At 70.3% G+C, this 22,765-nt stretch carries 20 protein-coding genes; 7 read left to right on the top strand and 13 right to left on the bottom strand.

What is annotated here, in order from left to right:
• Positions 1 to 131: 131 nt before the first annotated feature.
• Complete coding sequence (locus tag ACFY6S_RS01665) at positions 132 to 809, bottom strand: GntR family transcriptional regulator (protein WP_388829256.1); 678 nt, start codon at positions 807 to 809, stop codon at positions 132 to 134.
• A gap of 164 nt (positions 810 to 973) precedes the next feature.
• On the opposite strand from ACFY6S_RS01665, the gene ACFY6S_RS01660 reads away from it, so the two are divergent.
• The 5 genes from ACFY6S_RS01660 (at position 974) to ACFY6S_RS01640 (ending at position 6,411) form a co-directional block, all read left to right on the top strand.
• Complete coding sequence (locus ACFY6S_RS01660) at positions 974 to 2,176, top strand: 4-oxalomesaconate tautomerase (RefSeq protein WP_388829253.1); 1,203 nt, start codon at positions 974 to 976, stop codon at positions 2,174 to 2,176.
• Positions 2,177 to 2,232: 56 nt separating this feature from the next.
• The gene (locus ACFY6S_RS01655; protein WP_388829249.1) at positions 2,233 to 3,258 is read left to right on the top strand and encodes an amidohydrolase family protein; all 1,026 of its coding nucleotides are present in this window, start codon (positions 2,233 to 2,235) and stop codon (positions 3,256 to 3,258) included.
• A 24-nt stretch (positions 3,259 to 3,282) separates the two neighbouring features.
• Positions 3,283 to 3,966 carry a 4-carboxy-4-hydroxy-2-oxoadipate aldolase/oxaloacetate decarboxylase gene (gene ligK / locus ACFY6S_RS01650; RefSeq protein ID WP_388829246.1) on the top strand — a complete coding sequence of 228 codons (684 nt, stop codon included), beginning with the start codon at positions 3,283 to 3,285 and terminating at the stop codon, positions 3,964 to 3,966.
• An 80-nt stretch (positions 3,967 to 4,046) separates the two neighbouring features.
• A complete protein-coding gene (locus tag ACFY6S_RS01645) occupies positions 4,047 to 4,970 on the top strand; it encodes an amidohydrolase family protein (protein WP_388829243.1) in 924 nt (307 codons plus the stop codon).
• Between the two features lie 88 nt (positions 4,971 to 5,058).
• The gene (locus ACFY6S_RS01640; protein ID WP_388829240.1) at positions 5,059 to 6,411 is read left to right on the top strand and encodes an MFS transporter; all 1,353 of its coding nucleotides are present in this window, start codon (positions 5,059 to 5,061) and stop codon (positions 6,409 to 6,411) included.
• Between the two features lie 110 nt (positions 6,412 to 6,521).
• Here the strand turns inward: ACFY6S_RS01640 and ACFY6S_RS01635 are convergent, their stop codons facing one another.
• From ACFY6S_RS01635 to ACFY6S_RS01610, 6 genes are all read right to left on the bottom strand, one after another.
• The gene (locus ACFY6S_RS01635) at positions 6,522 to 7,514 is read right to left on the bottom strand and encodes an ABC transporter substrate-binding protein (RefSeq protein ID WP_388829237.1); all 993 of its coding nucleotides are present in this window, start codon (positions 7,512 to 7,514) and stop codon (positions 6,522 to 6,524) included.
• A 94-nt stretch (positions 7,515 to 7,608) separates the two neighbouring features.
• Complete coding sequence (locus ACFY6S_RS01630; protein ID WP_388829721.1) at positions 7,609 to 8,361, bottom strand: amino acid ABC transporter ATP-binding protein; 753 nt, start codon at positions 8,359 to 8,361, stop codon at positions 7,609 to 7,611.
• Between the two features lie 89 nt (positions 8,362 to 8,450).
• Positions 8,451 to 9,485: an amino acid ABC transporter permease gene (locus ACFY6S_RS01625; protein WP_388829234.1), complete on the bottom strand. Its 1,035-nt coding sequence runs from the start codon at positions 9,483 to 9,485 to the stop codon at positions 8,451 to 8,453.
• A gap of 16 nt (positions 9,486 to 9,501) precedes the next feature.
• Positions 9,502 to 10,437: an ABC transporter substrate-binding protein gene (locus tag ACFY6S_RS01620; protein WP_388829231.1), complete on the bottom strand. Its 936-nt coding sequence runs from the start codon at positions 10,435 to 10,437 to the stop codon at positions 9,502 to 9,504.
• Positions 10,438 to 10,441: 4 nt separating this feature from the next.
• The gene (locus tag ACFY6S_RS01615) at positions 10,442 to 11,023 is read right to left on the bottom strand and encodes a GNAT family N-acetyltransferase (RefSeq protein ID WP_388829228.1); all 582 of its coding nucleotides are present in this window, start codon (positions 11,021 to 11,023) and stop codon (positions 10,442 to 10,444) included.
• Entirely contained in the window at positions 11,020 to 12,219 is a 1,200-nt protein-coding gene (locus ACFY6S_RS01610; protein WP_388829225.1) for an LLM class flavin-dependent oxidoreductase, read from the bottom strand. Before ACFY6S_RS01610 ends, ACFY6S_RS01615 begins: the two co-directional genes overlap by 4 nt.
• A gap of 673 nt (positions 12,220 to 12,892) precedes the next feature.
• Here ACFY6S_RS01610 and ACFY6S_RS01605 point away from each other — a divergent pair.
• Positions 12,893 to 13,990: an amino acid ABC transporter permease gene (locus tag ACFY6S_RS01605; RefSeq protein ID WP_388829222.1), complete on the top strand. Its 1,098-nt coding sequence runs from the start codon at positions 12,893 to 12,895 to the stop codon at positions 13,988 to 13,990.
• Between the two features lie 50 nt (positions 13,991 to 14,040).
• On the opposite strand, the gene ACFY6S_RS01600 is transcribed toward ACFY6S_RS01605, so the two are convergent.
• Entirely contained in the window at positions 14,041 to 15,459 is a 1,419-nt protein-coding gene (locus tag ACFY6S_RS01600; protein ID WP_388829219.1) for a polysaccharide pyruvyl transferase family protein, read from the bottom strand.
• 344 nt (positions 15,460 to 15,803) lie between these two features.
• On the opposite strand from ACFY6S_RS01600, the gene ACFY6S_RS01595 reads away from it, so the two are divergent.
• Positions 15,804 to 16,487, top strand: a complete 684-nt coding sequence (locus ACFY6S_RS01595; RefSeq protein WP_388829216.1) for an endonuclease — start codon at positions 15,804 to 15,806, stop codon at positions 16,485 to 16,487.
• A gap of 56 nt (positions 16,488 to 16,543) precedes the next feature.
• Here the strand turns inward: ACFY6S_RS01595 and ACFY6S_RS01590 are convergent, their stop codons facing one another.
• The 5 genes from ACFY6S_RS01590 to ACFY6S_RS01570 all read right to left on the bottom strand — a co-directional run bounded on the left by ACFY6S_RS01590 (position 16,544) and on the right by ACFY6S_RS01570 (position 22,706).
• Positions 16,544 to 17,701, bottom strand: coding sequence for an ROK family protein (locus ACFY6S_RS01590; protein WP_388829213.1), 1,158 nt, complete (start codon positions 17,699 to 17,701; stop codon positions 16,544 to 16,546).
• A 122-nt stretch (positions 17,702 to 17,823) separates the two neighbouring features.
• Positions 17,824 to 19,326 carry a glycoside hydrolase family 36 protein gene (locus ACFY6S_RS01585; RefSeq protein WP_388829210.1) on the bottom strand — a complete coding sequence of 501 codons (1,503 nt, stop codon included), beginning with the start codon at positions 19,324 to 19,326 and terminating at the stop codon, positions 17,824 to 17,826.
• Between the two features lie 49 nt (positions 19,327 to 19,375).
• Positions 19,376 to 20,725, bottom strand: coding sequence for an ABC transporter substrate-binding protein (locus tag ACFY6S_RS01580; protein ID WP_388829207.1), 1,350 nt, complete (start codon positions 20,723 to 20,725; stop codon positions 19,376 to 19,378).
• A 50-nt stretch (positions 20,726 to 20,775) separates the two neighbouring features.
• Complete coding sequence (locus ACFY6S_RS01575) at positions 20,776 to 21,741, bottom strand: carbohydrate ABC transporter permease (RefSeq protein ID WP_388829204.1); 966 nt, start codon at positions 21,739 to 21,741, stop codon at positions 20,776 to 20,778.
• An 11-nt stretch (positions 21,742 to 21,752) separates the two neighbouring features.
• Positions 21,753 to 22,706 (bottom strand): carbohydrate ABC transporter permease, encoded by a 954-nt coding sequence (locus tag ACFY6S_RS01570; protein WP_388829201.1) that lies wholly within the window; start codon positions 22,704 to 22,706, stop codon positions 21,753 to 21,755.
• Positions 22,707 to 22,765 lie beyond the last annotated feature (59 nt).

Genomic DNA, 22,765 nt, shown 5'->3' with positions numbered 1-22,765 from the left:
GGGGGCGGGGGGGGCGGGCCCCCCCCCGCCCCCCCCCCGGCGGGGGGGGGGGGGGGCCGCCCCCCCCCCCCCCCCCCCCCGGGCGGGGGGGGCCCCCCCCCCCCCCCCCCCCCCCCGCCCCCGGCTTCGGTTCAGCGGCTCGGAGCCTGACGGCCCTGGTCCGGAGTCGCCCCCAGCTCCTCGATGACGCTGGCGAGATGCGCCTTCGCCGCCGCTTCGGCGGCCTCGGGGTCACCGGCCACGATCGCGTCGATGATCGCCAGATGCTGGGGCAGCGACCGCGTCGGGCGGCCCGGCCGCAGGGCGAGCCGGAACTGGTAGCGGACCATCTGCCCGTTCAGCCGTTCCAGCAGCGCCTTCGCGACCTCCTGACCACCCACCTCGGCGACCAGATCGTGGAGCCGCCGGTTGAGACCGGAGTAGGTGTCGAGTTCACCGCCGGCCACGGCCGCCCGCATCGCCGCGCCGATCTCCAGCAGCTGCTCGTGGTGGAGCTCCGTGGCCCGCTCGGCGGCGCGCCGGGCGCACAGGCCCTCCAGCGAGGCACGGCACTCCGTGATCTGGACGGCCTCCTCCACCGGAATCACCCGGATCCGGGCGCCCCTGCGCGGGATCAGCTCGACGAGCCCCTCGGCGGCGAGGTCCTGGAGCGCCTCGCGTGCCGCACTGCGCGTGGCACCGAATGACTCGGACAGCTCCTGCTCGATCAGCCGCTGTCCGGGGACCATGTCCCCGGCGGCCAGCGCGGCACGGATCCCCGCGCCGACCACGCTCCGGCCCGCCAGCCCGGTGACCTGTTTCTGCCCCACCCCTACCGCCTTCCTCGGTCGGACGACCGCCAACTCCTCGCGAGGAGGCAGTCTATCGGGCGCGCCAGCCCCATGAACAATGCTGGAAACTTTTTCGTCAAATGGATTGTCAACAATTTGGTTGACGGTTAAGTTGTCGAGCGACATCGCACGGAGGGAATGCAATGGTGCAGCCCACGGCGGCCGAAGCCGCCCCCGATCCCCGCTCGCGGCCACGGACGCACGGCGGCCAGACGGCCGTCCCCTGCCGGCTCATGCGCGGTGGCACATCGCGCGGACCGTTCTTCCGCGCCGACGACCTGCCGGCGGACGACGCCGCGCGGGACGCCGTACTCCTGGCCGCCATGGGATCCCCCGACCCCCGCCAGATCGACGGCCTGGGCGGGGCGAACCCCCTGACGAGCAAGGCCGGCATCGTCGGTCCCGGCGCCCGTCCCGACATCGACCTCGAATTCCGGTTCGCACAGCTGCAACCCGACAGTGATCTCGTGGACACGACGGCCAACTGCGGCAACATGCTCGCGGCCGTGGTCCCCTTCGCCGTCGAATCGGGTCTGCTGGTCCCGGACGGGGACACGACGACGGCCCGTGTCCTCACCCTCAACACCGGACTGGTCGCCGAGATCTCCATCCGTACCCCGTCGTCCGAGGTCTCCGCGGACGGCGGACCGGGAGGCCGCTACGTCGAGTACACCGGCGACACCTCCATCGACGGTGTGCCGGGCACCGCCGCACCCGTCACCATCGGCTTCCTCGACACGGCGGGCTCCGTGTGCTCCGCCCTGCTGCCCACCGGGAACGTCCGCGACCGGGTCGAGGCCGCCGGCATCGGTCCGATCGACGTCACCTGCATCGACAACGGGCAGCCCCTCGTCATCGTCGACGCGGCGGACCTGGGACGCACCGGTCAGGAGTCCGTGGCCGCGCTGAACGCCGACACCGAGCTGAAGGAGCGCCTCGAAGCGCTGCGGCTGGTCTGCGGAGAGCTGATGGGACTCGGGGACGTGACCTCGAAGAACTACCCCAAGATGACGCTCGTCTCCCCACCGGCGCACGGCGGCGCGATCAACACCCGCAGCTTCATCCCGCACGTCTGCCACGCGTCGATCGGGGTGCTCGCCGCCGTCACCGCGGCCACCGCCTGCGCCCTCGACGGAACGGTCGCGGCCGAGCTGGCCGACGTCCCGCCCGGCACCGACATCGACATCTCGGTGGAACACCCCGCCGGCGAGTTCACCGTGGCACTCGGCCTGAGCGCGGACCACCCGCGACGCGTGACGAAGTCGGCCCTGGTGCGCACCGCGCGGCTGATCATGGCGGGCGACGTCATGATCCCCGCCGCTGCCCGGCAGCCCCGGCACAGCTGACCGGCCGATCCGGCCGATCCATCCGACAGACCGCACCACTCCCAGGAGGAGCAGCGATGATCATCGACTGCCACGGCCACTACACCACCGCGCCCCCGGCGCTGGCGGAGTGGCGCAATCGGCAGATCGCCGGACTGACCGACCCCGCGCTCGCCCCCGACCCCGCCGATCTGCGGATCAGCGACGACGAACTGCGCCGGAGCGTCGAGGACAACCAGCTGAGGCTGATGGACGAGCGCGGCATCGACATGACGGTCTTCTCCCCACGGGCGTCCTTCATGGCCCACCACATCGGGGACTTCCCCACCTCCGCCCGATGGGCCGCCCTCTGCAACGAGCTGATCGCCCGGGTCTGCGCGCTCTACCCGGACCGCTTCGCCCCCGCCGCGATGCTGCCGCAGTCCCCCGGAGCCGACCCGGCCACCTGCGTCCCGGAACTGGTCCGCTGCGTCGAGGAGTACGGGGCCGTCGCCCTCAACCTCAACCCCGACCCGTCCGGCGGCCGGTGGACGGCGCCCCCGCTGACCGACCGCTCGTGGTACCCGCTGTACGAGAAGATGGCGGAGTACGACATCCCGGCGATGGTCCACGTGAGTACGAGTGTCAACCCCGCGTTCCACACCACCGGCGCGCACTATCTCAACGCCGACACCACGGCGTTCATGCAGCTCGTACAGGGCGATCTCTTCGCCGACTTCCCCGGCCTGCGACTGATCATTCCGCACGGCGGCGGAGCCGTCCCCTACCACTGGGGGCGCTTCCGGGGGCTGGCGGCGGCGCTGGGCAGGCCCCCGCTGGAGGAGCATGTGCTGGGCAACGTCTTCTTCGACACCTGTGTCTACCACCAGCCCGGCATCGACCTGCTGCTCGACGTCGTACCCGCCCGCAACATCCTCTTCGCCTCGGAGATGATCGGCGCCGTCCGCGGCATCGACCCGCGCACCGGCCACCACTTCGACGACACCCGTCGCTACGTGGAGGCCGCGGGGCTGCCCCCGGAGACACTGGCCGACCTCTGCGAACACAACGCACGCACCGTATACCCACGTCTCGACGCCCTGCTGAAGCAGCAGGGACGCTGACCGGAGCGAAGGAACAGCACCCGCATGAACACACTCGGAGTCGTACACCGCAACATCACCAGGGCCTCCCGCGCGGACACCGACGCGCTCGCGCCGTTCGGCGTGAGCACCATCCACGAGGCCATGGGCCGCACCGGGCTGATGCGGCCGTACATCAGGCCCGTCTACCCCGGCGCCGCCTTCAGCGGAACGGCCGTCACCGTCCTGCTCCAGCCCGGCGACAACTGGATGCTGCACGTGGCGGCCGAGCAGCTGCGGCCCGGCGACATTCTGGTCGCGGCCTGCACCACGGAGTCCGAGGACGGCTTCTTCGGCGAACTGCTGGCCACATCGGTCCGCGCCCGGGGCTGCGCCGGTCTGGTCATCGACGGCGGCTGCCGTGACGTGGACGCGCTGCGGGAGATGGACTTCCCCGTCTTCAGCCGGGCCGTCAACGCCAAGGGGACCGTCAAGGCCACCCTGGGCTCGGTCAACGTCCCCGTCGTCTGCGCCAACGCGCTGGTCCGGCCCGGTGACGTGGTGGTGGCGGACGCCGACGGCGTGGTCGTCGTGCCGGCCGACCGGGCCGCTGAGGTCGCCGAGGCGTCCCGGGCCCGCGAGGACAACGAGGAGGAGAAGCGGCAGCGGTTCGCGGCCGGGGAACTCGGCCTCGACATGTACGCGATGCGCGAGCCGCTCAGGGCGGCCGGCCTTCGCTACATCGACTGAGCCAACCCCTTCCTCGCACCCGCGTCCCCGCACCTATCCACCCAGGCATTCACCCCGCCTCCCGCACGAGCGGAGTTCCGATGAGCACCCCTGCCCCCAAGTCCCCGGGCTGGCTGGACTGGCACCCGAATCCGTCCCGGCCCGTCTTCCAGCTCCCCCCGGGGGCCGTCGACGCCCACTGCCATGTCTTCGGGCCCCAGGAGCGGTTCCCGTTCGCCCCCGAACGGAAGTACACCCCCTGCGACGGCGGGAAGGAGCAGCTGTTCGCGCTGCGCGACCGGCTCGGCGTCAGCCGCAACGTCATCGTGCAGGCCACCTGCCACGGCGCCGACAACAGCGCCATGCTCGACGCCGTCCTGGCCTCCGACGGCCGGGCACGGGGCGTCGCCACCGTACGCCCGGACATCGACGACGCCGAGCTGCGCCGCCTCCACGAGGCCGGTGTGCGCGGGGTCCGCTTCAACTTCCTGAAGCGGCTCGTCACCGCCGCGCCCCGGGACGAGCTGGCCGCCGTGGCCCGGCGCATCGCCCCCCTGGGCTGGCACGTCGTCCTCTACTTCGAGAGCGCCGACCTGCCCGAGCTGGAGGGCTTCTTCGCCTCGCTGCCCACCCCGCTGGTCGTCGACCACCTGGGGCGGCCGGATGTGACCGCGCCCGCCGACGGCCCGGAGTTCAGCCGCTTCCTGCGCTTCGTCGAGCACAACGACGTCTGGGTGAAGGTCAGTTGCCCCGAGCGGCTGAGTGTCACCGGGCCTCCCGCCCTCGACGGCGAGCGCCACGCTTACACCGACGTCGTGCCCTTCGCCCGCCGGGTCGTCGAGGAGTTCCCGGACGACGTGCTGTGGGGCACCGACTGGCCGCACCCCAATCTCACCGGCCACATGCCCGACGACGGCCTCCTCGTCGACCACATCCCGCGGATCGCGCCCACCGCCGAACACCAGCGGAAACTGCTGGTCGACAACCCGATGCGGCTCTACTGGCCCGGCGAGTCGGCCGGCTGACGGCTGCCACCCCCCCTGTCACTGCTGCCGGCTGGACCCGTTCGCCCCCACCTCCTCCTCTCCTTTCCTTCTCCGACAGAGGCCCGCCATGTCCCACTCCAACGCGCTGAACCGCCTGAACAGGCTGCCGGTCTTCCGGTTCCACAGGACCACCCTGCTCGTGGTGTCCTTCGCCTACTTCTTCGAGTTCGCGGACATCAACAGCTTCGCGACCACCGCACCCAAGCTGATCAACCTGTGGGGCGTCACCGTGAACCAGGTGGCCTATGTCACCTCGTTGTCGTTCGTCGGCATGTTCTTCGGCTCGATCATCGCCAGCGGCGTCGCCGACCGGTGGGGGCGCAAGAAGGCGCTCACGATGACCACGGTGTTCTTCGGGGTCTTCTCCTTCGCCTCGGTCTTCTCCTGGGACGTCGTGTCCCTCGGGGTGTTCCGGGTTCTGACCTCGGCCGGACTGTCCGCGATGACCGTCGTGGCGGTCATCTACGTCAACGAGATCTACCCGGCCGCCTCCCGCGGCAAGTACCAGGCGTACGCGATCGTCATCGGCATCTGCGGCACCCCCGTCACCAACCTGATCGCCAGTGCCGTGGTGCCCCTCAACGACTGGACGTGGCGACTGGTCTACCTGTGGGGTTCGCTCGGCCTGCTCTTCGTCCTCTTCGCCCGCAAGCTGGCGGAGTCGCCGCGCTGGCTCGAAAGCCGGGGCCGGTACGCCGAGGCCGACGCGATCCTGACCGAGCTGGAAGCCCAGGCCACCGCCGAGAAGGGCCCCCTCCCGGAACCCGCGCCGCCGGTCGACGAAGCGCCGGCCGCCAAGGCGACCCTGAGCCTGCTGCTCCAGAAGAAATACCTCGCACCGACCCTGCTGCTCACCGTGGTGTGGGTCACCCAGACCATCGGCTTCTTCGGCTACTCCAGCTGGGCACCCACCCTGCTGGCCAAGGAGGGCTTCAGCGTCGAGAAGTCGGTGTTCTACGTGGCGCTGACGACGGTCGGCGCGCCGCTCGGCTCCTTCCTGGCCTCCCTGGTCACCGACCGGTTCGAGCGCAAATGGTGTCTGGTCGCCTTCGGCACGGTCATCGCCATCTGCGGGCTGTTCTACGGGCTGACCTTCAACCCGGTCCTGATCGTCGTCTTCGGCTTCCTCGTGAACCTCTTCGAACGCGGCTACACCGCCCTGGGATACGCCTACTCCCCGGAGGTCTTCGACACCCGCGGCCGGTCCCTGGGCACCGGCGTCTCGTACGGGCTGGGCCGCCTGTCGAACGCGGCCGGACCACTGATCATCGCGGCCCTCTACAACCGCACCGGCTACCAGAGCGTCTTCTACTTCATCGCCGGCACCTGGATCTTCGGCGCCGTGGCTCTGGCGATCTTCGGCCCCAGGACCAGGGCCGCCAGGCTCGCGCAGACGGAGAAGCCGCGCGCGCTGACCTGACGCCCACGGCCAGGATCAGCCTGTTGGGGATACAGCCGACCCGGTGGCGGCGACACCGGGCGCGGGCGCGGGCGCCCGCGCCCGGTTCGGCCGTACGCCCGCGCCGGCGGCTACTGGTTGGTCCTCGGCAGCCCCCTGGGGTTCAGCTCGGAGGAGGGGACCGCCTCGTTCGCCAGGCCCCACCGGTCCAGAACCTTCTGATACGTGCCGTTCCTCATGACCGTGTTGAGCGCTTCCTGAATGGGCTTGACCAGCTCGTTGTCCTTTTTCGTGGTCGCCGCGATCTCGCCCTGCACATCGGCGCCGCCGCCCGAATACGTACCGATGATCTCGCTCTGCCCCGCGGAAGCCACGTGGTAAGCGGCCGTCGGGTTGGGGCCGAGATAGGCGTCGATGCGTCCGGAGCCGAGCGCGAGGTAGTAGTCGGTCGCGCGCTGGTAGTACTTGATGTCGGTGGGTTCGAGCCCCTTCTTCACGTTCTGCTCGCTCCAGGTGACCAGCAGCTTCTCCTGGTTGGTGCCGGAGCCGACCGCGATCGTCCTGCCCGCCACGTCCGCCGGCTTCCGTACCTTCCAACCCGCGCTCTTCTTCGCCTCGAAGGCCAGATTGTCCAGGCGGTAGGTGGCGAAGTCGTACTTCTCCTTGCGTTCCTCGGTGACGGTGATGTTGCTCAGCCCCACGTCGTACTTGCCACTGTCGAGACCGACGAAGATGTTCGCCCAGTCGACCGTGTTGAAGTGCGGCTTGAGCCCGAGCACATTCGCGATCAGCGAGGCGATGTCCGGTTCCACCCCGATCACCGTCTTGTCGTCGGTGGCGTAGAAGCTCAGCGGAGGCGCCGTACCGGTCGTACGGACGATCTCCAGGGTGCCCCGCTCGCGGACGGCCTCGGGAACGAGGGCGGCGATGGAGTCCACCTTCGGTGTGGTGACCCGATGCTGGTCCGGACCCAGGTTGACCTTCGAGTCGCCGCTGTCCGCGTTCTTGGCGTCGACCGTGTCGGTGGAGCCGTCGGCCGAGGCGCCGCAGGCGGTGAGCGAGCACACGGTGACAAGACCGAGAACGGCGGCGGCGGTACGGACGAGGGCGCGGCGGGGCGGCACGGGGGCTCCTTGAGAGGGTCGGCTGGAGGGGAAACGGAAGGGGAGAGGAGACGAGGGGAGAGCGAGGAGGATGACGTGGGGGGAGGGCGCCGGCTCAGAGCACCTTCGACAGAAACGCCTTCGTGCGTGCGTGCCGGGGCCGGTCGAGCACCTCCGTCGGCGGGCCCTGCTCGACGATCACACCCTCGTCCATGAACACGACGGTGTCGGCCACTTCACGGGCGAAGCCGATCTCGTGCGTGACGACGATCATGGTGGTTCCGCTGACGGCCAGGTCCTTGATGACGTCCAGGACCTCACCCACCAACTCGGGGTCCAGCGCCGAGGTCGGCTCGTCGAAAAGCAGCACCTTCGGTTCCAGCGCGAGCGCGCGGGCGATGGCGACCCGCTGCTGCTGACCGCCGGAGAGCTGGCGGGGATACGCGTCCGCCTTGTCCGCGAGGCCCACCCGCTCCAGCAGGTCCCCGGCCGCCTCGACGGCCTCCCGCCGGGGCCGGCGCAGCGCCGAGACCGGGGCCTCGATGATGTTCTCCACGACCGTCAGATGCGGGAAGAGATTGAAGTTCTGGAAGACGAATCCGATGTGGAGCCGCTGCTTGAGCACCTCCCGCTCCTTGAGCTCGTGGAGCGTGGAGCCCGAGCGCCGGTAGCCGATCAGCTCGCCGTCGATGGCGACGTAACCCCGGTTCAGTTTTTCGAGATGGTTGATGCTGCGCAGCAGCGTCGACTTCCCCGAACCGGACGGACCGAGCACGACCGTCACCTCTCCGGCACGGACCCGGAGATCGACCCCGCGCAGCACCTCGAGCGGGCCGAAGCTCTTGTGGACGCCGCGTACCTCGACCATCGGGCGGCTGTCCGCGCCGCCCGCACCGCCGGTCGGGGGAGCGTCTCCGCTGCCACCCGTGCCGTCGGTCCCGGCCGTGTTGTGCGTGCTCATTTCTGGATCCCTCCGGTGGCAGCGGCTGTCCGCATCCTGTGGGTGAAGGCCCGGGCGCGCCGGAGCGGTGTGGGCGGCCGAGTGCGTTCGGCGCCGCGGGCGAAGTGCCGCTCCACGTAGTACTGGGCGATGGACAGCAGCGTGGTCAGCAGGATGTACCAGACCGTGGCGACCATCAGCAGCGGTACGACCCGCCCGTTGCGGCCGTAGACCACCTGCACCTGGTAGAACAGCTCACCGATGGCCATCACGGAGACGATCGAGGTGCCCTTGAAGAGGGAGATCACCTCATTGGCCGCGTTGGGCAGGATGCCGCGCATCGCCTGCGGCAGCAGGACGCGGCGCAGTTGCCGGTGCCGGGGGATGCCGAGCGCGGCGGCCGCCTCCAGCTGCCCCGCGTCGACGGAGATGATCCCGCCGCGCACGATCTCCGCCGCGTAGGCGGCCTGGTGCAGCGCGAGCCCGATGACGGCCGCCGAGAGAGCGCCGACCAGATTCATGGTGTCGAAGCTCCACCACACCGGCCCGAAGGGGATGCCGATCCCCAACTCCTTGTACAGATAGGCGAGATTGAACCAGAACAGCAGCTGCACGATGAGCGGGATCGACCGGAAGGCCCAGATGTACGTCCAGGCGACCGTCTGGAGAATCACACTGCGCGACAGCCGCATGAACGCCAGAACAATGCCGAGGGCGAAGCCGGTCACCGTCCCGTAGAAGGTGAGTTGCAGGGTCACCCAGACGGCCTTCAGCACGGTGTCGGCCGTGAGATAACGGAAGAAGGTGGCCCAGTCCCAGCCGGGATTGGTGAGCAGACCGTGCCCGAACTGGGCGACGACGACCAGGGCCGCCGCGCCCGCCACCCAGCGCCAGGGGTGACGCGCGGGCACGACCTTCAGGGCGGCGGGATCGTCGCCCGGCGACCCGGCCGGGACCGGTGCGGGCGCCGGTGCGTTTGCGTGGGCGGCGGGGGCCGGAGCGGCCGTCGCGCCGACGGCGGTCGCGGCGTCCGCGCCCGTTGCGGTGTCCATTCGGGGGCTCCTGCGGCTACTTGTGCTCGGGCGGGCTGATCAGGGACTTGTCGATGGCCGAGGCGCCCGTTCCCCACTTGTCGAGGATCCGTCCGTACGTCCCGTTGCCGATCAGTTCGTTGACGGCTGCTTGGAACGCCTTCAGCAGCGCAGAGCCCTTCTTGAAGGCGAAACCCACGTCGAGCCGGTGGAACTCGCCCAGGAACCTGACCCCGGCGGCCGGCTGCGCCGCCTGATGACGCAGGCCGTTGATCGTCGACATGACCACCTCGACCCGGCTCTGCTGAAGGCTCGTCAGCAACGCCCCGTTGTCCGAGTAGACGCTGACCTTGTACGGCTTCTTCCCGGCTTCCGCACACACCTTCTTCCGCGCGTCGAGCGTCGCCTCGAAGGTCGTCCCCGCCCCCACGCCGATGTTCCTGCCGCACAGCTGATCGAGCCGCGTCACCTCGGGAAGGCTCGTGTCGTCCTCGCGGACGGCGAAGCCCTGCCCGTCGTTGATGTACGTGACGAAGTCGATCGTCCCGCGCCGCTCGTCGGTGACACCGAAGTTGCCCGTGCCCACGTCGTACTTCCCACTGCCGAGCGCGGGCAGGATCGCCTCGAAACTCGCCTCCTCGCGCTTCAGCCGGATGCCCAGGACCCTGCCCACCGCGTCGGCGATGTCGATGTCCTGCCCGGCCGGCTCACGGCTCGACGCGCTGGGGAAGTACGCACTGGGCGGCGCCCCCACGGAGGACGCGATACGGAGCGTGCCCGCCTTCCGTACCTCCTCGGGGAGCAGCTTCGCCAGCGCCTCGTCCTTCTTCACCGAGGCGGTGACATTCTCCGACGGCGCGGCCGTGGCGCCGCCCGCCGGCACCGGCCCGGACGCGGCGTCAGCGCCGCAGGCGGCGAGGGCGGGCAGGAGCAGGGCGGCGGCCAGCAGTGTGGTGACCGGATGGCGTCGCACGGGGTCAGTCCTCCTCTTTCCGCGCGGCGGGCGCGGCGGATGTGACGGCGGGGCGGTGATCCGTGGGTTCCTCGTGGCGACCGGTGCGATCCCGGCGCGGGGCGAGGTCCTTGGTGAAGGGCAGCGGGCCGATCGTCTCCGGATCCGCGCCCGTGTCGAACAGCGGGGTGTACCCGGCCGTCAGATACAGCCCACGGGCCTCCGGCTGGCGAGGCCCGGTGGTGAGATGGATCCTGCGGTAGCCGCGGGCCGCGGCGATCCGCTCCAGCTCCCCGACCACACGGAGCGCGAGGCCGCGCCGCCGGTGCGCGGAGTGGGTCCAGATGCGCTTCAGTTCGGCCGTGGCCGCGTCGTACCGGCGGAACGCGCCGCCCGCCACCGGCTCACCGTGCTCCAGCAGGAGCAGCAGAAGTCCGTGCGGCGCCTCGAACTCCTGCTCCGGATAGCGGGCCAGCTCGCCGTGCGCGTCCTTGCCGTAGCGGGCCGAGTACTCGTCCCCCAGCTCCCGCAGCATCGGGCGCACCAGCGGGTCCGACACCCGGGCCGGCAGCCAGGTCAGGCCGCCCGGCTCGGCCACGGAGGTCATCGGCCGGCTCCGGCGGGACTCTGCGGACCGGTGACACTCCGCGGACCGGCGGGCCCGGGACCGAGGATCTTCGGGTCGAGCGTCTGCGGTCCCCGGGGAGCGCCCTCGGCGTCACGCCGGGCCACCCCCTCCCGCACCAGCGGGATGACATGCCGGCCGAAGTCGATCGCGTCGCCCAGCAGGTCGTAACCGCGGGCCGAGATGATGTCCACACCGAGGTCGTAGTAGTCCAGCAGCGCCCGCGCGACGGTCTCCGGCGTACCGACCAGCGCGTTGGAGTTGCCCGCGCCACCCGTCGCCGCCGCGGTCGGCGTCCAGAGCGCCCGGTCGTACCGGTCACCGGCCCGCGCGATGGAGATCAGCCGCCGCGCGCCGGTGTTCTCGGGCGTCAGCCGGGAGTGGTCGCGTACGGTGACCCGTTCGCCCCGGTTCTGCCGGGCCTTGATCGCGTCCACGGTCCGGTACGCCTTCTCCCAGGCCAGCTCCTCCGTCGGCGCGATGATCGGCCGGAACGCCACCTGGATGCGGGGAGGGGCGGCCCGGCCCGCCGCGCGGGCCGCCGCACGTACCGACTCGATCTGCTCCGCCGTCCGCTCCAGCGGCTCGCCCCACAACGCGTAGATGTCGGCCTCGGCGCCGCCCGCCGCGTACGCGGCGGGCGAGGAGCCGCCGAACGACACGTCGGGCCGGGGCTGTTGGACCGGGAACACATCGCTGACGAAGTCGTGGAAGCGGTAGTGCTCGCCCTCGTGGTCGAAGGACTCGTGCGAGGTCCAGATCCGCTTGACGATCTCGATGTACTCGCGGGTGCGTGCGTACCTCTGGTCCTTGGTGAGCGTGTCGCCCTCGCGCCCCTGCTCGTGATCGTTGCCGCCGGTGATGAAGTGCACCGTGAGCCGGCCGTCGCTGATCCGGTCCAGCGTCGCGAAGGTCTTCGCGGCGAACGTCGGATACGAGACATTCGGCCGGTGCGCGAGCAGGATCTGGAGCCTGTCCAGCCGCGAGGCGATGTAGGCGGCGGCCGGCGCCGGGTCGGGGGAGCCGGACCCGTAGGCGAACAGCACCCGGTCCCAGCCGTGGTCCTCGTGGGCGCGGGCGAGCTTGAGTGTGTATTCCTTGTCGAACGCGGCACCGGAACGGGGATTCGTCTCCGACCCGTCGTGGGTGGCGGCGATACCGAGGAACTCCACAGGCATGAGGGACCTTTCGAGCGGGACAGCGGGCGAGAGGCGGTACGTGACCCACGGGCGCGGGGGCGCACGGACATGGCCGTACGGCGGCGGTGTGCCGTACGCCGGGCGTACGTGGGGCGTAGTGCGGGCGCTGGTACGGGAAGCGGCGCGAGGTCGGGTGTACGCGAACGCGGTACGGAGCTGAGCGTGATGACGGATGGCGCGTCAGGGGTACGGCGGCAGCGTGCGCCCGGTGAGGGGGAGGTGCTCGGCCCGCGACGGGGTCACCGAGGGAGGGAAGGGCCGGTCAGGCGGCCCGCTGCCGGGTCAGGCGCAACAAGAGGCGGACCACACGCGACCGAAGTCGATGTGGCCGCGGGTGACCAACGGCAGTTGCCTTCGCATGAAGCCAATTGAGCACGGGACGTTCACCGAAGTCAACAGGTGCCCACTCCGTGGTCGGTGTCCGTCGTGGTCGGTGTCCGGGAAAGACGGCGGCCGGCGCGTGCTCCTTGACAGCGATGCGTCGGGCGCCCGTACGATCGGGGCACGTGTGGCCCGGGTTTCGTCCGGAACCCCCGTTCACACCTGCCGCGTTGAGGGACGTGGTGCGCGTGATGACCCGTATGTGTCCGTTCGCCGCGACCGCGCCGACCGTCGCATCGCTGTCGGCCGTCCCTCCCGCTGGAGCCTCCCCATGTCGGTATCGTCTCCGTCTCCGTCTCCGTCTCCGTCCCAGCCTCAGTCCTTGCCCGTGCCCCCGCACACGCCGCCCCCGCACGCGCCTCCGCCGTCATCCCCGCCGCCACAGCCTTCGCCGCCGCACCCCGAACCGGCCGGAACATCGCCGCACGCGCCGGTCCCGGGGGCCGGTGAGATCTCCCGTATCGTCGCGCGCCGTCACCCCGGCCGCTGGCTCTCCGCGGCCGTGGCCCTGCTGGGACTCGCGATGGTCGTCAACTCGGTCGTCCGCAACGAGCGGTTCCAATGGGGCGTGGTCGGCCAGTACTTCACCACCCCCGCCGTGCTGGACGGACTGCTGCTCACCCTGTGGCTCACCGCCGGTGTGATGGTGCTCGGCTTCCTCCTCGGCACCGTGCTCGCCGTCGCGCGACTGTCCGCCAACCCCGTTCTCCGCACACTGAGTTGGGGCTACGTGTGGGTCTTCCGGTCCACCCCGCTCCTGGTCCAGCTGCTGTTCTGGTTCAATATCGGCGCGCTGTACCCGACGCTCGGCGTCGGCGTCCCCTTCGGGCCCGAGTTCCTCACCGTCAAGACCGTCAACCTCTTCGGTGCCGGCCTCACCGCGCTCGTGGGCCTCACTCTGCACGAGGCCGCCTACGCCGCCGAGGTGGTACGCGGCGGCATCCTCTCCGTGGACACCGGCCAGACGGAGGCCGCCGCCGCGCTCGGGCTGGGCCGGTGGCGGGTACTGCGCCGGATCGTCGTGCCGCAGGCGATGCGCTCCATCGTCCCCACCGCGGGCAACATGCTGATCGGTACCCTCAAGGGCACCAGCATCGTCAGCGTCCTGGCCGTGCAGGATCTGCTCTTCTCCGTACAGCTCATCTACAACCGCACCTACCAGGTCATCCCCCTGCTGATGGTGGCGACCCTCTGGTACATCGCCGTCACCACCGTCCTGTCGGTGGTCCAGTTCTACATCGAGCGCCACTACGCGAAGGGCGCGGCCCGCGCACTGCCCCCGACGCCCCTGCGGCGGCTGCGCCGGCGGCTCGCGACGCTCGGGGCCCGGCTCCGTACGGCGAGTGCCGCGGACGCGCGGGTCCGCTGACACGACGCGGCGCCCGGCCGAGGCGGGCGGTCGAGGCGGACGGCCGACGGCTATATGCCGCCGGTCCGGCGCACCCGGCGGCGTATCGCCGGGCCGAGGCGCACCATGAGGCGGCGGTCGATTCCCGCGATCTTCGTCTCGGCCGCCGCCACGCGCGGTCCCACGGCCGCCAGCTGCCGTTCCAACTCGGCCAAGCGGCCCTCGAACGCGGCGGTGGCCTTCTCGGCGCGCTTCTGCGCCCCGGCGAGTTCCTTCTTGAGCTGGTCGTTCTTCTTGGTGAGGGCGTCCAGGCGGCGCCCCGCCCGCGCGTGCTGCTCGCGCAGGCGGCTGAAACGGTAACGGAGCGCGCCGTCGTCGGATCCGTCCCACAGGCGCAGCGACGGCGGGAGGTCGACCGCGTCGAGCCGGGCGTCGAACGCCGCTCCGCCGTCGCCGTGGTCGAAGGTGTTCTCCAGCTGGTTCCTGTCGAGGAACGCGGTGAAGCGGCGGAACCGCTCGCGGTGGCCCTTCAGCATGGGGGCGTAGTCGGCCGCCGCGTAGAGGTCCTCCGGCTCGGTGTCGGCGGGCAGCTCGTCCAGCATCCGGTAGGGGATGTCGAAGTAGCGGCAGAGTTCGAGGGTGCGCGAATCGTGGGCCAGGACGACGGCGGGCGTGCCGGCGAGCAGCGCCGCTATGTTCCCGTGGATGCGCGTGCCGTACGCGAAGTCGTACGCCGCCAGGTCCTCGATCCAGGTCTTCGGGTCGAGCGGCACCACCACCCGGTCCTCCTGGTACAGCGGGTGGCTGAGCTGAAGGGGGAAATCGCCTCCGCGGCCGTCCTCGGGGGAGGTGTCCCCCCAGAAGAGGGTCTCGGCGTCGACCAGGTTCTGCGCGAAGTACGTCAGATGGGGGAAGCGTGCCCGCGCGCGGGCGGCCAGGCCCGCGATGTCACCCACCGGTATCGCGTCGGGCGACAGGTTGATGGCGAGGCGGGCGTCAGGGCCGAAGGGCTGCTCGGGCGTGCGGATGTCGGGGAACGTGTCGCCGTGCAGGAACATCGACGGGCAGCCGATGATGTCGACGTCGCGGAATCCGAGGCCGGCGAGGTACGAGGCGGTCAGCTCTCCCCGTACGCCTATGGAGGCCGACCGCTCCAGCACGGCGGCCGCGAAACGCCGGACGGAGGAGGCCATCGGGCGCAGCTCGTCGGTGTTGTAGTCGGCCCCCACCTGGGCGCCGACCCCGAGGACCACGACGGGGATGGTGAGCTGCTCGATGAGAGTGGACAGCCGGTCCAGCGACGCCTGGAAGCTCGGACGGAAGGCGTTGGCCAACGGGACGACGAACACGTCGTACTCGGCGTTGATCCGCGCCGCGCGCTCGGCCGAGTGGTCGGTCCGTATGCCGTTCGAGGTGACCTCGGTGGACGGGGTGGTGAGCAGCTTGTGGGCCGAGTCGCTGAACAGCAGGTTGCCGGTGTTGGTGCCCATCAGGTCGCGGTGCAGGTACTCGGCGGCGCCGGCGGCGTGGAAGGGAGCCTTGCCCGAGCGAATCAGTATGCGTCTCAGCGTCTGCCGTCTCTGTGTGTGTGGTCGGCCGAGGGCCACCGCGTACAGCGCACACAAACGGACGGCCTCCCCCTGGCAGAGAGGACGGTACCTGATTCAAATATGTGTGCGTACCAGATGTTCGATGTGGGGTTCGCGACACGGTGGGCCGCGGCGCCAGGACCGCTCCCGCCCGCCCGACCTCCCCCTCTGCGCCTTTCCGCTCGTTTTGGGACAATCGGGTGGTACGGGGGCCGAAGCGCCGCACCATCCGCCAGGAGGACGTCATGAGCGCCACGGCCACGCGCCGCGAGACCGCCCGCGTACTGCTCGACACGCATGGACAGACGTACGCGGCCCAGGCCGGCATCCGGCTCCGGGACACACCTCAGCCGCTCTACCAACTGCTCGTCCTGGCCTGCCTTCTCAGCGCCCGGATCCGTGCCTCGGTCGCCGTCAACGCGGCTCACGAACTGTTCGAGGCGGACCTGCGCACCCCGCGCCGGATGCAGGACGCCACCTGGCAGCAGCGTGTGGACGCCCTGGGAGCGGGTCAGTACCGGCGCTACGACGAGAGCACGTCCACCACCCTGGGCAAGGGCGCGGTGTTCCTCCGCGAGCGTTACGGCGGTGACCTGCGGCGGCTGCGCGAGGAAGCCGATGGGGACCCAGGGCGCATGCGGGAACTCCTCCAGGAGATGCCCGGGATCGGACCTGCGGGCGCGGACATCTTCCTGCGGGAGGTCCAGGGAATCTGGACCGAGCTGGAGCCCTACCTCGACGGCAAGGCGGCCCGGGGAGCGAAGCGCCTCGGACTGCCCACGAAGCCCCGCGATCTGGCGAAGCTGGTGGCCGCGCCGCGACTGGCGCACTTCGCCGCGGCCCTCGTGCGGGCCGCGCTCGACGCGTCGGTCGTGGAGGACGTGAAGGAGAGGACGGCCTCGGCCGACCACGGGGCCCGCAACGGTTGATCCGTGCTCGGGCACCCGCGGCCCCGCACACCGCGCGCGGGCGCCGTACGGTGCGTCTACCGCCGCGGCGCGGTGGGCGCCGCCAGGCCGTCGCTCAGCAGCCGGCTGTCGACTTCGTCGAGGGCCAGGCGCACCGCCCCCAGGGCCACGCTCTCGTCGCCGAGGGTGGAGGTGCGCAGATCGGGCAACCGCAGGCAATGCTTGGCGAGTTCACGGCGCAGGGGTCCGAGGATCACGTCGGCGGACCGGGAGAAACCGCCGCCGTAGACGACGACCTGGGGGTCCAGGGCGAGGACCAGCGCGGCGACTCCCACGGCCAGGTCACGGGTGTAGCGCCGGACAGCCGTCTTCGCCGCCCGGTCCCCGTCGCGGGCGGCCTGGAACACCCAGGCCGCCGCCTCGCCCGGCGCCGCCGTGGCGGGCACACCGGGGCAGGATTCGAGGTGGCCGGGGGCGGCGAGCCACCGTACGGCCTTGAGGGCGCCGATCTCACCCGCGGCGCCGCCGTGTCCGCGGCGCAGAGCGCCGTCGAGGATCAGCCCGGCGCCCGTGCGCAGCCCGCCGAGGAGGAAGACGATGTCGTCGGCGTCCTGGGCGACCCCCTTCCAGCGTTCGGCCACGGCGGCGAGTTTGCAGTCGTTCTCGACCTGGATCGGGCAGGTGAAGCGGGCCCCGAGGTGGCCGACCGGGTCGGTGGTGTGCCAGCCGGGCAGCGGTGTGAACAGGGTGGTGCGGCCGGTGGCGTCGACCGGGCCGGTCACTCCGACCGTCACCGCCCAGAGGTCGGCCGGTGTCATGCCGGCGGACGCCAGGACCTCGTCGATGACACCGTCCACGGCCGCGAGGCGCGCCTCGGGCGCCGCCTCGGGATCGGCCGGGCGGCGCACGGTCCTGACCAGGTTGCCCTCCAGATCGCTCAGCATGACAAGGATCTTGTGGACGCCGATGTCGATGCCGAGCACATGGCCCGCGTCCGCCCGGAACCGGAAACGACGGGCCGGGCGCCCCACCACACTGCTGGCGCCCGGCTCGTCGACCTCCGCCCACCCGTCCGCGACCAGGGTCTGCACCAGCACGTCCACCGCGGGACGGGAGAGACCGGCCCGGCCCGCCAACTCGGTCACTGTCGAAGGCGTGTTGCCGCGCAGTGCCCACACGATGGACAGCTGATTCATCTCACGCATCCGGGACAGATCTGTTCCGGTCGTCGCCATGTGCCGCTCCCTGAAGGGGTTCCACTGCCGCCACTGATAATGCTGAGCACTTTACTAATTCTTGGCGGTGGCGGTGGCGTTTGTGGTGCTGACACAACACCGGACGAGGGGACGGGTGAGGGTCACGTGATCGGATAGAGCTGTGCCGTCTCGGGAGTGACCGCCGTGGTGAAATCGACCTCCCGTCCGTCGAGCGAGAACCGGTAGCGGCCGAGCCGGACGACCTCGGGACGGTGCTCCAGATACGTCTTCATCGACTCCAGCTCATCGGGGCGCAGCCACCCGGGCGGGTCCGAGACCGCCCTGAAGCCGCAGATGTCCGCGAGATCGCGCAGCCACTGCTGCTGCTGTCCGGTCAGCAGGCTGAGACGGCTGCGGAAGTAGACGACATCCGGGTCGACTTCCAGCAGGGGGGCCTGCCAGAGCCGGTGCAGGGTGTTGACGACGGCGTTGCGGGCCAGTGCGTCGGAGGGGTCCTGGGTGGCGTAGTGGTCCCACAGCGGCGCGACGTCCGGTCCGCTGCGGATGCCGTCGATCAGCCCCAGGGAGGGCAGCAGCGGCGCGCCGCTGCCCAGCAGATAGGCGTCCGCCCCCGCCGCCTCCCGGATGATCCGCAGACCCTCCCGGTAGGCCGCCTCTCTGCCGATGTCGGCGGAGCGTGCCCCGGGGGTCAGGCCGGCGCCGATGAAGTCGAGCTTGAGGTAGGTGAATCCCCACTGATGGCGGACCCGGTGGATCGTCTCGCGCAGATGGTCCTGAGCGGCGGGCCGTGACAGGTCGAGCGCCCAGTAGCCGCTGCCCCAGTTGTGGCCCGCGACCACCGGCTCACCACGGCCGTCGCGCAGCAGCAGCTCCGGCCTCTCCCGGGCGGTGCGGGACTCGGGGTGGACGATGAACGGGGCGATCCACAGGCCGGGCCGCAGTCCCGCATCCGTGATTCGGTCGGCCAACGCCCGCATGCCGGAAGGGAATTTGTCGTTCGGCTGCCAGTCGCCGACCGCCTGTTCCCAGCCGTCGTCGACCTGCACCACGTCGAAGGGCAGGTCGCGCAGGGCGGTGATGTCCTCGGCGAGCTGTTCCTCGGTGATGTTCTCGTAGTACGCGTACCAGCTGCACCACACGTTGCCGGCGCGCTGGTCGCTGTGGCCCAACCGGGTGGCGAGGTGGCGGGCGTAGGCGGCGAAGACCTCCTCCTCGGTGCCGAGGGCGAGGAACCACGGTGCTTCCGCCCGCTCGCACCACCCGGCGAGCGTGTCCCGGTCCGCCGTGAGGCGCGGTACGTCGAGGCCGAGCGCCCCGAGCAGCAGCACCTGTCCGTCGGCTCCCTGGAGGGCGGCGACGGCGGAGGAGTGGTGACGGGCGGGGTCGTCCCACGTGGTGTCGTCGGCCGTGAGACGGCGCTCGGCGCTCTCGATCCGCAGCGGGGCCGCTGAGAGCGGGCGCCAGCCGCACGGGCTCCAGGAGTTGTGTCCGTGGCGGTAGAAGAGCGCGTCGTCGTGCGCCCCGTGCAGTACGGCCACGCGACCGGGCGGCAGCAGCAGACCGCCTTCGACGGTCTGGGGCGGGGCGTCGCCTTCGAGCTCGACGGCGAACGTGCGCCCGCCGAGGTCAACGAGCTGGGCCATGGATCTCCTTGCGTCGGTGTGAATACGGTGGATCGATGGGGCGCGGGGGCTACTTGAACAAGCCGTTCACCTTGTCGTTGGCCTCCTTGAGGGCGGCTTCGGGCTGCGCCCTGCCGAGGATCACCGACTGGACGGCGTCCTGGACGATGGGGTTGATCTCCGTGCCGTGTTCGGTGACGGGCAGCATGAAGGTGTCCTCCTCGGAGGCTGCGGCGTCGGTGAAGACATCGACGTCGTGGCCCTTGGCCCGGTGCGCGGCGAGTGCCTTACTGGTGGCGCTCTTGAGGGCGGGGAATACCACGGCACGCTCGGCGACCAGGTCCTGGCAGTCGGACGAGCCGAGGAACTTGACCCATTTCCACGCCTGTTCCTGGTGCTTGCTACCGGCCCAGATGGCGTCGGACAGCCCGTTGATGGCGCTCTTGCGGCCGGCCGGACCGGTCGGCAGCGGAGCGAAGGCGAACTTCTGCTTCGCCTTGGGGTCGGTGAAGGTGGAGATGGTCCACGAACCGGCGACCATCATGGCGCCCTTGCCCGCGGAGAGCATCTCGGAGTTGGCGATCGTCGACTGCTTGTCGAAGGCGGGCGCGTACCCCTTGTCGATCAGGTGCTTGAACCACGCGATGGTCTCGGCGAGTTTCGGGTCGTCGTACCGGTAGTGCGTGCCCCACGGGTTCTTGTCGAGGTAGGAGAAACCGTTGGCGGCGGCGAGGTCGCCCCAGCCGTTCTGCCCCTGGGACCCGTCGGCCCACTCGGCGAGGAACCCGTAGGTCTTCACGTGCTTCTTGTCGAATCCGGGGGCGAGACCGTTGCGGCCCTCGGTGTCGACGGTGGCCTTGGCGATCGCCTGTTCAAGGGTGCCGCCGTCGGAGGGGTTCCAGGTCAGATCGTTCAGCTCGGCGGCGTCCACCCCCTGCTTCTTGAGCATGGTGGTGTTGTAGACGAGCGCCATGGTGTCCCAGTCCTTGGGCAGGCCGTAGCGCTTGCCGTCCTTGACCCAGGTGTCGGCGAGGCCGGACTGGTAGGCGGACACGTCCACCTTGTCCCGGTCCACCAGGGGCTGTAGATCGAGGAGTTGGTTGGTGGCGGCGAACTGGGGGTAGTACGAACTCTGGTTGATCCACACGTCGGGTGCGTCGCCGGAGGCGAGCTGTGTGGTGAGGCTCTGCCAGTACTGGCCCCAGGCGGTCTGCGTGATCTTGATGGTGATGTCGGGGTTGGCCTTCTGGAAGGCGGTCGCGCAGTCCTGGTAGCCGGGCAGCTGTTTGTCGTCCCACAGCCAGTAGTTGAGGGTCGTCCTGCCCCCGGCCGTGTCGTCGGAGCTGCCGCAGGAGACGAGTGTGGAGGTGGCGGCCAGGCACAGCAGGGCCGCGCCGGCCCGTAGGTGGGTGGTTCGCATCGCGAGTGACCTCTCTGGTTCATGAAGTCCGGTTGACGAAGATCGGGGCGTTACTTGATGCCGGTGAAGTTGAGGGACTCGACGAGCCGGCGGCCGAGCACGATCAGCAGGACGAGGACGGGCAGCACCGAGAGCGCCGAGCCCGCCATCAGCCCGGTCCAGTCGGGCTGGGTGTTGGGGGACTGCTGCTGGAAGATGCCGAGGGCGACGGTCAGTACGCGGGTCTCCTCCTCGCGGCCGGTCAGCAGCGGCCACAGGTAGTCCTTCCAGGACCACACCGTGGTGGTGAGCCCGATGGTGATGAGCGGCCCGCGGCTCATGGGTGCCACGATCCGCCAGAAGATGCCCCAGGCGCCCACGCCGTCGAGTACGGCCGCCTCCTCCACATCGCGGGGGATGGAGAGGAAGAACTGCCGCAGGAAGAAGACCGCGAAGGGCGTCATGAGCACGCTCGGTGCCACCATGCCGGCGAAGGTGTTCAGCCAGCCGAGGTTCTTCACCAGGACGAAGTTGGGCAGCACGGTGAAGATCGGCGGCACCATGAGGGCGGCGATCAGCACCCCGAAGACCAGCTCCCGGCCGGGAAACCGCAGCCGGGCGAAGGCGTAGCCGGCCATCGCGCAGAACAGCGTCTGCAGGACGGAGATGAGCCCGCTGTAGACCACGGAGTTGAGCAGGTAGCGCAGGAAGTCCACCTGCGCGCCGGAGCCCCCGGCCGCCTGTGCCTCCTCCTGGTCGGCCAGCCCCAGCACCCGCACGAAGTTGATCATCGTGGGGTGGTCCGGGACCAGACCGGTGGAGTCGGAGTAGATGTCGGCCGCCGGTGTCAGGGCGGTACGGATCATCCAGTAGAACGGGAAGACCGTCCCGACCAGCGCCACGGCGAGCAGCGCCCACGCGAGGATCCGGCCGACGGAGAGCTTCTTGCGCGAGACCCTCGTGCGGACGCGGACCGTACCTGCGCGGCCGGCACCCGGGCCGCTCGTGCCTGTGGGGCTCGTACCTGTGCGGTTCATGATCTTCCTTCTCAGGCCAGGTCCGAACGGGACGCACGCAGCAGACGCATCTGCACGGCGGTCAGCACGCCGAGGATGACCGCGAGCACCACGGCCACCGCGGACGCGTAGCCCATGTGGAAGTTCGTGAAAGCCTGTTCGTAGATGTAGAAGTAGATGACCCGCGTCGCGCTGACCGGGCCGCCCTTGGTGGTCACCGCGATCGTGTCGAAGATCTGGAACGAACCGATCAGCGACACCACCAGCACCAGGGCGAGGACCGGGCGCAACAGCGGCAGTGTGATCTTCGTGAACATGCGCCACTCGCCCGCGCCGTCCAGGGACGCGCTCTCGTAGAGGTGGCTCGGGACCTGGAGCATCCCGGCGTACAGCAGCAGTGCCGTGTAGCCGGTGTACGCCCAGGTGTTGACGGCGGCCACGGTCGGCATCGCCCAGTCCGGCGAGGTGAAGAAGCCCGTGGTGCCGAGGCCGAGGGCGTTGAGTATGTGGTTGACGAAGCCGAGATTGGCGTCCAGCAGCCACATCCAGAGCAGGCCGACCGTGACGTTGGGCACCAGCCAGGGCAGCAGCAGCATCGCGCGCAACGCCACCGAGCGGGTCAGACGGTGCATGAGCGTCGCCAGCAGCAGGCCCAGCGCGGTCTGCGTCCCGATGTTGAGGACCACGTAGTAGCCGGTGACCTTCAACGCGTTCCAGAACTGGTCGTCGCCGATCAGCTGACCGTAGTTGTCCGTGCCGGTGAACACCGGAGGGGAGAGCAGGTTGTAGTCGGTGAGCGAGTAGTAGATGCCGCGCAGCGTCGGGTACGCGTAGAACAGCGCGAAGCCGGCCAGCGCGGGCGCCAGGAACAGCCAGGCGGCCCTCCGGTCGTCGCGGCGCCGACGTGGCGTGCCCGGAGCGCGTGCTGTGCCGGGGTGTGAGCCGGCGTCCTCCTGCGGTGGCGCAACTGCGGTGTCAGCGCCCATGGTTCCCCTCCGAAGAGATATGCGCCGCACCTCTTGTCAGTGGGGCACCGTGCACACAT

It is taken from the genome of Streptomyces sp. NPDC012835 (genome assembly GCF_042900885.1).
Classification (GTDB): domain Bacteria; phylum Actinomycetota; class Actinomycetes; order Streptomycetales; family Streptomycetaceae; genus Streptomyces.
Note: the sequence above shows the minus strand (reverse complement) of the source record. Positions and strands in the feature narration are given on the sequence as shown.

Coding starts and splice junctions, on each gene's coding strand:
- ACFY6S_RS01615 (WP_388829228.1), bottom strand. CDS start 11,023: ATGACCTCCGTGGCCGAGCCGGGCGGCCTGACCTGGCTGCCGGCCCGG.
- ACFY6S_RS01595 (WP_388829216.1), top strand. CDS start 15,804: ATGAGCGCCACGGCCACGCGCCGCGAGACCGCCCGCGTACTGCTCGAC.
- ligK (WP_388829246.1), top strand. CDS start 3,283: ATGAACACACTCGGAGTCGTACACCGCAACATCACCAGGGCCTCCCGC.
- ACFY6S_RS01585 (WP_388829210.1), bottom strand. CDS start 19,326: ATGGCCCAGCTCGTTGACCTCGGCGGGCGCACGTTCGCCGTCGAGCTC.
- ACFY6S_RS01655 (WP_388829249.1), top strand. CDS start 2,233: ATGATCATCGACTGCCACGGCCACTACACCACCGCGCCCCCGGCGCTG.
- ACFY6S_RS01625 (WP_388829234.1), bottom strand. CDS start 9,485: ATGGACACCGCAACGGGCGCGGACGCCGCGACCGCCGTCGGCGCGACG.
- ACFY6S_RS01645 (WP_388829243.1), top strand. CDS start 4,047: ATGAGCACCCCTGCCCCCAAGTCCCCGGGCTGGCTGGACTGGCACCCG.
- ACFY6S_RS01640 (WP_388829240.1), top strand. CDS start 5,059: ATGTCCCACTCCAACGCGCTGAACCGCCTGAACAGGCTGCCGGTCTTC.
- ACFY6S_RS01660 (WP_388829253.1), top strand. CDS start 974: ATGGTGCAGCCCACGGCGGCCGAAGCCGCCCCCGATCCCCGCTCGCGG.
- ACFY6S_RS01570 (WP_388829201.1), bottom strand. CDS start 22,706: ATGGGCGCTGACACCGCAGTTGCGCCACCGCAGGAGGACGCCGGCTCA.
- ACFY6S_RS01575 (WP_388829204.1), bottom strand. CDS start 21,741: ATGAACCGCACAGGTACGAGCCCCACAGGCACGAGCGGCCCGGGTGCC.
- ACFY6S_RS01590 (WP_388829213.1), bottom strand. CDS start 17,701: ATGGCGACGACCGGAACAGATCTGTCCCGGATGCGTGAGATGAATCAG.
- ACFY6S_RS01600 (WP_388829219.1), bottom strand. CDS start 15,459: ATGGGCACCAACACCGGCAACCTGCTGTTCAGCGACTCGGCCCACAAG.
- ACFY6S_RS01610 (WP_388829225.1), bottom strand. CDS start 12,219: ATGCCTGTGGAGTTCCTCGGTATCGCCGCCACCCACGACGGGTCGGAG.
- ACFY6S_RS01630 (WP_388829721.1), bottom strand. CDS start 8,361: ATGGTCGAGGTACGCGGCGTCCACAAGAGCTTCGGCCCGCTCGAGGTG.
- ACFY6S_RS01580 (WP_388829207.1), bottom strand. CDS start 20,725: ATGCGAACCACCCACCTACGGGCCGGCGCGGCCCTGCTGTGCCTGGCC.
- ACFY6S_RS01605 (WP_388829222.1), top strand. CDS start 12,893: ATGTCGGTATCGTCTCCGTCTCCGTCTCCGTCTCCGTCCCAGCCTCAG.